This is a genomic window from Rhizobium sp. P1_E1 (assembly GCF_056406015.1).
This window is the reverse complement of record NZ_JBFUAY010000010.1, coordinates 91,576-100,150: the sequence shown is the minus strand read 5'-3', so window position 1 is coordinate 100,150 and position 8,575 is coordinate 91,576. Positions and strand designations below refer to the sequence as shown.

General features: G+C 60.2%; 6 protein-coding genes and 1 tRNA gene. All 7 read right to left on the bottom strand.

Annotated features, from left to right (window positions below):
• On the bottom strand, nt 1-2,327 hold a 2,327-nt coding region (locus AC1D1Z_RS06705; protein ID WP_477849910.1), incomplete at its 3' end, for an STY4851/ECs_5259 family protein.
• Between the two features lie 193 nt (nt 2,328-2,520).
• A complete protein-coding gene (locus AC1D1Z_RS06700) occupies nt 2,521-3,273 on the bottom strand; it encodes a hypothetical protein (RefSeq protein WP_166465880.1) in 753 nt (250 codons plus the stop codon).
• Nucleotides 3,273-3,884, bottom strand: a complete 612-nt coding sequence (locus AC1D1Z_RS06695) for a hypothetical protein (protein ID WP_130759636.1) — start codon at nt 3,882-3,884, stop codon at nt 3,273-3,275. Before AC1D1Z_RS06695 ends, AC1D1Z_RS06700 begins: the two co-directional genes overlap by 1 nt.
• Nucleotides 3,885-4,780: 896 nt before the next feature.
• Nucleotides 4,781-4,857 (bottom strand) — tRNA-Arg (locus AC1D1Z_RS06690).
• A gap of 204 nt (nt 4,858-5,061) precedes the next feature.
• Nucleotides 5,062-5,844, bottom strand: coding sequence for an ATP-binding cassette domain-containing protein (locus AC1D1Z_RS06685; protein WP_003542059.1), 783 nt, complete (start codon nt 5,842-5,844; stop codon nt 5,062-5,064).
• 14 nt (nt 5,845-5,858) lie between these two features.
• Entirely contained in the window at nt 5,859-7,172 is a 1,314-nt protein-coding gene (locus AC1D1Z_RS06680; protein ID WP_028733329.1) for a sugar ABC transporter permease, read from the bottom strand.
• A 266-nt stretch (nt 7,173-7,438) separates the two neighbouring features.
• The gene (gene xylF, locus AC1D1Z_RS06675) at nt 7,439-8,479 is read right to left on the bottom strand and encodes a D-xylose ABC transporter substrate-binding protein (RefSeq protein ID WP_018073829.1); all 1,041 of its coding nucleotides are present in this window, start codon (nt 8,477-8,479) and stop codon (nt 7,439-7,441) included.
• Between the last annotated feature and the right edge of the window lie 96 nt (nt 8,480-8,575).

Sequence of the window (8,575 nt, the reverse complement as noted above, 5' to 3'; positions counted from 1 at the left end):
CCTATGAACTCCAGCTCGAGCATGGCGTCTTGGTCGGCCATGGGGGCCATCAACTCTTCGACGACAGGTTTGAGCGCCGCGAGCGGAAACTCTCCCGAGAACCTGAACTGCAAAGAGCTTGATCGCGCATTGCGCGTGGAGAGCGTCAATGCCGTCGCGTGCGGCGATGCCGCGACCGCGCCGCGGAGCGCGGTTATGTCAATCTCCTGGCCGGGAGCAACAACCGACCCGTCGCTCAACACAATAGAAGCCTGCCGCGCCTTCAGTTGTATGAGGACATCGAAAGGTCTTCCCCCCGGCGACCGCAGCGAGGCCGAAATCCGGAAGCGAGGACGGCCATTGAAGGTGAAATGCAATTCATCGGGTTGCCGTTGGGTTTCGACGCCAGCCTCGGTGACGTCGATGTCCCATCCGGGAAGGCGATCCAGCACAATAGCGCCGAGTGTCGAACTCCGCATTTCCCCAAGGATTCGAGCGCCTGCTGGAACGATGGCAATCTTTCGCCTTTCGAGCTGGATATCGGCGACCGGGTCGCGCCAAGATATCTCGCAAACTCCCGGCGTCGAGATCCTTCTGTCGGTCAGCTCGCGCCAATTCTCACCTGTCTTACGGACGCGGAGTTCTCCGGCTCGCGTCTGCCGAAGGCTTCCGATGCCATGGATTCCGAAGCTCACCGGACTGACCATGATTTCCAGGTCGCCGGTCGTCTCTATGGTCGAGGAGCCGGAACCGGAGATTTCGAGGCTTTCTTGACGCTCGTCCTTGCCAGCTTCGACCCGGTACCGTTCGTCCGAACCTGCACCGGGCTTCATGAAGTACGTCGTTCCCATCACCTCGTGGACAATGCGCCTTCCGGTTGCCGGCCACTGCCGTCCGGTGGGAGACCCCTCGCCAGGCACAGCTATCCATCCGGCGGGGGCAAGCACATAAACCTTCGATGCCGGTAAGCTCGCTGACCCAGTTTTCACGAGACGCAGCTTTTTCGGCTCACCATCCTCAGAGGCGTTCTCGGGCAGGAAAGACATGATCGGAGACCTGGAACCTGAGCCACCCGGCCATGCGAACGGGACTGCCTCCGATCCGCAAGTGAGATTGACCGAGATGTTTCGATCAAAATCGAGACCCACCAGGAGCTTGCCAAGTGGCGTCACTGGCCGGACACGCCATGTCGGATCGTCGTCAGTCGGAGGTTCGAAGAGTGCAATCTGGCTTGGTAGAAAGTTTGCGAGGTCGCCAGAAGGGCTGGCCTTCCATCTGCCGAACGTCGAAAGACCGGGGAGCTTCGCGGCGGGTATCTCGCCCTCTGCATTCAGCAGGGCCGCTGGTAGCCAGCGCTCCCCGTCATAGGACAGATATCGCTCGACGGTGATGCCGGAGGCCACGACAGACCCCGCCTTCTCTGAAAGTAGTCCTCCCAATAGGCGGCGGGCGATCTTCTCGTTGTCAGGTGGAACGTGGATGGGAAGAGAGTTCCGCCAATCCGGGTTCTGCGCATCGAGATACGATACCGGATCGATGCCTATGGGCGCAGCATCCGCTGCCCGGCGCCATTCAACGAGCTTCATGATCAGCTCGCAGCAGAGATCAATGAATCCTTCCTGTCGGAACGACGCGCGCACCATCCAGGACATGTCGTGAGCATATCCTCTGACGTGTTCGGCTGCGGCGTCGGAAAGTGCAAAACGCATGACAGTCCGAAGATAGTCCGACAGCCACGATGATCCGCCCTGCGCGATGACGTGTGCCGAGATCCCTCCTTCGAGCGCAAGGGTCAGCAGGAACTCGCGTGCGCCTTCGGACCGTAGGAGTTCACGTCGCCAAAACTTCAACCCGATTGCCGCAAGACGGCGGCGCGTGCCGTGCGGAATCGCGTCGAGCGCCTCGGAATTCAATTGGTCCCATCGCAGGAATAGCGATGTTGCTTCCCGCCGAAACCACTCGGCGCAGAACACGACGAACACGCTCGCAGCGACCCCGTCTTCCTGTAGAAGTCGATTGGTGGAATTGCGTAGAAGGTCGCGAACTTCGTCGTATTCGCCATCGCTCATTCGGTATCGGTGCAGAGCTCGCCCGTCAGGTGATTGTAGGCTCCGTCGGAACAGATAAGACGAAGTCCAGCGTGCGAGGGCGTCGGCCGGACCTGATGTGCCCGTGGAGGCTTTCCTAAGAACTGCCAGAACGCTTACGACTTCGAGCTGAAGGTCAAACGCTTCGTCCGAGTCGCGCCCCTTCAGTTCGAGGTTGATAGCTTCAAGCGTGGAAAGGCTTCCCCGTCCGCGCTCGAACTCCTCCCGAAGCCTTCCATCTGAAAACTCTGATAGACGCAACCGATTCCCCCCTGCGTTGCATCAGCAACTTATGATTTGTGGGTTACCAGGAGTTGAAGATCAAGACGTGATCTTTCACCTCCGCACCACCTCAGAGGTTATGCTGTCCTACTTTTGCGCCGGCCGACATATCTGCTGTTCAATCCCGATGGCATTCTTCAAGGCCCGCCGAGCGCAGCTTCATCGCTCAGCGTCACACCAAGGTAAGAACGACGTTGTTGACCAGATCGGTGATGACGTCGTCAGCCTGAGACTGTTGGATAGCCACCTGCGAAGGGTGAGCCGCCATGTTCCTCTTCTTGAGCTTCTCCCGAAGAATTTCGGTGGTGTTCTTCGAGAACAGCGACGCATTCTGGCAGACGTCGACGACCTCCGCTTCCTTCAGCTCTTCGAAATGGTCGATGGACGATACCGAGATGCCGACCTTCTTTGGGAAACGCCGCGGGATCGCCGCGTTGAAGTCCGCAAGGCGAGTGGTGTCGGCAAGAATCCATCGTAGGAGATGATCGAAGGCGAGGTTCCAGGACATGACGATACAGGCGCGGAAGGCCTCCGCCCGATAGCATGCCAGCGCTTCGCGCAGAAAGGCGCGTTCGGCAATGTCCGGCACGCGGTCCGGGAGATCGGACAGAAGCTTGCTGACCTGGACCACGCTCTGGTGCACGCCATACTTCTTGTCGAGTTCCGAACGCACGCTGCGTGCCAGACGATATCTGCTCCGCTCCTTCAGAAGCTCTGGCGGCTTTGCGGAGGCCATTCGCGGCAAGTAGACCGATACGTCGGGCGGCGTCAGATGAAGCTGCTTGAAGCACGTCCTAATGGCCTCATTGTCGAACGAGGCCAGTCCCTTGTGGAAGTGAAGATACCAGCCGAAGACCTTGATCTTTTCCTTCGGCGAGAGCGCGTCGAATCCATCGACCTGCTGCACGAAATCGGCGAGGAGCATCAATCGCCGCCTGAGAGCATCGCCTCGACCTCGGCGATGCCGAGGTGGTTGATGGCGTAGTGGCCTTTCTCGGGTGCGGTCATGTATTTCGCGAACTTCAGATCGCGAAGGGGCTGCGCGAAGTCCGGGATGTTTACAGGCCATTTCAGGGTTCGAAACCCGGTGTAGATATGGGCGGCCGTCACGGCCGGTGTCTCCCGGTGCTCCTTGAACCAGGCCGCAATCAGCAGGAAGCGCTTGTTGTTGCTCTTGGGATTCGCCCCGTGGACGTAGCTTGCGAGCGACGTGCCGGAAGTCATATCAAGCTCGAGGACCTCGGGAGCAGGCTTGGCGGCGCGCTGCACCTTCGGCCTCGGTGCCCGCACAGGGGTCTCGATCTCAACGACCTCCGCTTCTTCCACTTCGTCGTCTGCGTCGATCTCGGCCTCGCGAGCGACGGCCTTGACGCTGGGGCCGGCAATGCGCTGGGTCGTCACCGGAGACGACGTTTTCAGGGCGTTCTGGATCGCCTGGGTGATCTGCCCGATGTCGCCATCGGCAATCTCCGCCTCGACCATGATGAAACGGATCTTGGAGGTTCCCCCGGTCTTTGCTGTCGTGCCCTTGGCCATGCAATTCTCGCTAGATTAATTGAGGCGAATCACTGCAACCAACGTATCCGGTTCTTGCCCTTTCGCAGCGAAGTGAGTGCTTGCTTTCAACAATACTCCACAAGATTCGACGCATACTGCGATCTTTTATGGGAGGGAACTGCTTTCGGGACGGCGAGATGGGCAGAAATCGCCTTGTTTCTCGATATTTACATGCCAAGTGCTCGCCTACTCTTCGGCTGCGTGGGATCACTTGAATCCCACGTCTTCGAACGTTGCCGCTATGAGCAACGCGAGACGGAAGCTGCATGTTATTCACAATGCCAGTCCTTGCTTTCCATAATTGTTGACAGCACGGGAGTCCTTGCCGGAAGCGCCGTTAACAATTAATTCTTAAGTAAAGAGTGCCTTTGGCAAGTCGAGTGTCTCTTTACCTTGGCGGATTCGAATTGGATACATCAGGAGGACAGACGGCGCCACCGAGGCCATCGGTTCGACTTCCATCCGTGAATTTTCTTGAAGTATCAGCTTTAACCCCTTGGCGGCTCGTGTCTGCTTCTGCACGTAAGGCGAGTAGCGAGAGAAGACAGAAATCCCCTGCCGGAACGCCCTGATTCCGAGCCGGATGGTTAGCCAATCGTTTCCACATGCGCCATCGTGATTGCGGCAGTTGATCGCGCTCGCTCAGAGGTGGCGTGGCGTCCTCGGTGGAGGAAGCCACCTCGCAGGCGCGCGTGTCAGTCTTGGGAAGTAAAGCCTGATTTCACTTCTGGTGAGGGGCGTATACTGTCAAAGGTCCACACAAAACGCCTTTCGGCGTTTCCAGGCTGCTTTCCCCAGTCCGCGCTTATGCGTTCAAAATCCACGCTTAGCGGTGTTCAGTCCACGCTTATGTGGCGATGCAGATTTGAAAAGACTGGCGCACCCGACAGGATTCGAACCTGTGACCTTTGGAATCGGAATCCAACACTCTATCCAGCTGAGCTACGGGTGCATGCCGAAGGCGGTTTGAATCGCCTGTCCGATGGGTGGTTCTTAGCCTAGCTTGCGGCTGGCTTCAATCGCGAAATTCTCGGAAATACCGATGCTTGCGATTTGGCGGACGTTTTTATCCGTCAGTCCGGTGAATGCATATGAAAACTCCGCCGGCCTTGCGGGCGGCGGAGCGTGATTGTTGTCGACTGTCGCCTGGCGGCGGTCAGATCTGCATGGCGCCGGGGCCGGGGATTGCCTTTGGCGGCACCTTGCCGAGGATGATCATCCCCAGCACTTCGTCCTTGGTCACGTCCTCGGTGCGGGCGTGGCCGACGACCTGGCCGTTCTTCATCACCGAGACGCGGTCGGCCAGATCGAAGACGTCATGGATGTCGTGGCTGATGAGGAAGATGCCGATGCCTTCCTTCTTCAGTTGCTTGATCAGCTCGCCGACCTGCGCCGTCTCCTGGGGGCCGAGTGCTGCCGTCGGCTCGTCCATGATCAGGATACGGGCGTTGAAGAGGATCGCACGCGCGATCGCCACAGATTGCCGCTGGCCGCCCGAGAGCGCCTTCACCGGCTCCTTGAAGCGCTTGAAGTTGGGGTTGAGGCGCCCCATCACCTCGCGGGCCGAGGCCTCCATCGCCACGTCGTCGAGCGTGCCCCAGCGGGTCTTCAGCTCGCGGCCGAGATAGAGGTTGGCGGCGGCGTCGACATTATCGGCGACGGCGAGCGTCTGGTAGATCGTCTCGATGCCGTATTTCTTGGCATCGCGCGGATTGCGGATGTCAGCAGGCTCGCCATTGATCAGGATCTCGCCGCCATCGCGCTTGTAGGCGCCGGAGAGGATCTTGATGAGCGTCGACTTGCCGGCGCCGTTGTGGCCGAGCAGGGCGACCACTTCGCCGGGGTAGAGATCGACCGAGGCATTGTCGACGGCGTGAATGCCGCCGAAGGAGATCGAGATGTTTTTCAGTTCCACGAGGGGAGTGCGTTGATCAGCCATGTCTAGGGCTCCTCTCACTTGGCACGGGCGCGGTAGACGGTGTCGAGCCAGACCGCCACGACAAGGACGGTGCCGACGACAACGCTCTGCAACGGCGTATCGACATGCGCGAGCACCATGCCCGATTGCAGCGACTGCATGACGAGCGCGCCGAGCATGGCGCCGGCGATGGTGCCGGTGCCGCCTGCCAGCGACGTTCCGCCGATGACGGCGGCGGCGATGGTGTAGAGCTCGTCGAGCGTACCCTGCGAGTTCGTTGCGGCATTGAGGCGGGCGGTGGAAATCGCGGCCGCGATAGCGGCCAAAATGCCCATCAGCGCGAAGATGCGCACGGTGACCCAGCGGGTCTTGATGCCGGCGAGCTCGGCCGCTTCGGGATTGCCGCCAATTGCGAAGACATAGCGGCCGAAGCGCAGCCTTGTCGCGATGAAGGTCATGATGATGCCGACGACGATCGCGATCAACACCGGCACGGCGATGCCGTAGGGAATGTCCAGGCCGGTTTCGGGCCAGGGAATATTGTTGGTCTCGGCATATTTCTTGGCGATGTTGATCGGCCAGTAATAGCTGTTGGCAATCCAGACCGCGCCGAGGATGAGCACGCAGCTCAGGATGGCGAGGAAATATTCAGCCCACATCGGTCGGCGCGGGAAACCGAAGCGCCGGCGCTGCCGGCGTGAGCCGACGATGCTGGCGATCACGAAGAGGCAGGCGCCGATGCCGACGATCCAGCTCCAGGTGGCGCCGATCGAGCCCTCGGCGCCGCCGCCCATGATGCGGAAGGTCTGGTCCATCGGGGCAACCGTCTGGCCGCTGGTGACGAGCCAGGTGGCACCGCGCCAGACGAGCAGGCCGCCGAGCGTGACGATGAAGGAGGGAACGTTGAGGAAGGCGATGATAATGCCCTGGAAGGCGCCGATCAGGCAACCTGCCGCCAATCCGACCAGCAGCGTGATCGCCCAGGTGAAGGGGCTGTCGAAGCCGATATATTCCGGCAGGATCTTGGCCTGCGTCACGCCCATGATCATGCCGCAGAGGCCGAGCACGGAACCGACCGACAGGTCGATGTTGCGGGTGACGATAATCAGCACCATGCCCGTCGTCATGACGGCGATGTCGGTCGTCTGAACCGAGAGGTTCCAGAGATTGCGCGGGGTCAGAAAGAGACCGCCGGTGATGATGTGGAAACCGATCCAGATGATGATCAGCGCGCCGATCATGCCGAGCAGACGTGTGTCGATCTCGGTGGCGCGGAAGAAGCGGGTCACCGGACTGGCTTCCGCCGCTCGCGGTCCGCTTGATGTTGTGGATTTTACCATTTCGGCCATGGGTTTGCCGTTCCCCCACTTTGTTTGGACGGACGCGCCGGCGTGCTAGAGGCTGCCATCAGCGTCATGCGTCTGTTCTTCAACTCACCACCGCGATGCTTCCGGAAACCGGTCGCGTGGCGTCGCGACACCGTTCCGGCAGGGAATGAAAACCCGCGATGGTGCGGCGAGGCGGAGAAAACTTCGTCGTTGGAATTCTCATCCGCATCCGGCGCCGCAACGGTGTTCCGCTGCGGCGCCGGCAATTTCAGTTTACAGCCCTTGGCTTACTTGCAGGCAGCGACGCTGTCTGCCTTGACGCCCTGGCACGCTTCAGCCTTGGAGATCCAGCCGGCGTCGATGACGACGTTCAGGTTTTCCTTGGTGATCGCAAGCGGCTTCAGGAAGACCGACTGCATTTCGACGCCCTTGGGGCCGCCCTTGAAAGCCTGGGCGCCGTCGATCTTGCTCATGTCCTTGCCGCCGGCGAGGTCGAGAGCGATTTCAGCGGCGCGCTTGCCGAGTTCGCGGCTGTCTTTCCAGACGGAAACCGTCTGCGTGCCGAGAGCGATGCGGTTGAGTGCTGCCTTGTCGCCGTCCTGGCCGGAAACCGGAACGGAGCCGGCGAGGCCCTGTGCGTCGAGAGCAGCGATCGCGCCGCCGGCGGTGCCGTCATTCGATGCGACGACGGCGTCAACCTTGTTGTTGTTGGCGGTCAGGAACTGCTCCATGTTGCGCTGAGCGTTCTCCGGCAGCCAGCCGTCCGTATAGGCCTCGCCGACATTCTTGATCTTGCCGGCGTCGATGGCGGCCTTCAGCACTTCCTGCTGACCCGAGAACAGGAAGTCAGCATTCGGATCGGAAGACGAGCCCTTGATGAAGACGTAATTGCCTTCCGGCTTGGCCTTGAAAACGCCCTCAGCCTGCAGGCGGCCGACTTCCTTGTTGTCGAAGGTGATGTAGAAGGCAGCCGGGTTTTCGATCAGGCGGTCATAGCCGACGACCGGGATGCCTTCAGCGGCGGCCTTTTCGATCGCCGGGCCGATTGCGTCGGAGTCCTGGGCGAGGATGATCAGCGCGTTGGCGCCCTGAGAGATCAGCGATTCGACGTCGGTGAGCTGCTTTGCGGCAGAAGACTGCGCGTCCGCGGAAATATACTTGGCGCCCTTGGCTTCGAGAGCCTTCTTGATGGCGGCTTCGTCCGTCTTCCAGCGTTCTTCCTGGAAATTCGACCAGGAAACACCGACGACGAGATCGGCAGCCATGGCAGCGGTATGCACGGAAACGAGGATGGCCGCACCGGCCATCAATTTCAAAATCGACTTCATAATGTCCTCCCGAGTGGATTGCGACCGGCCCAGCCCATGCTTCCTCCGGCCACCGCGAAAAGCTGTCGAGAAAGGTTCGGATTTTTTTCTCGACAG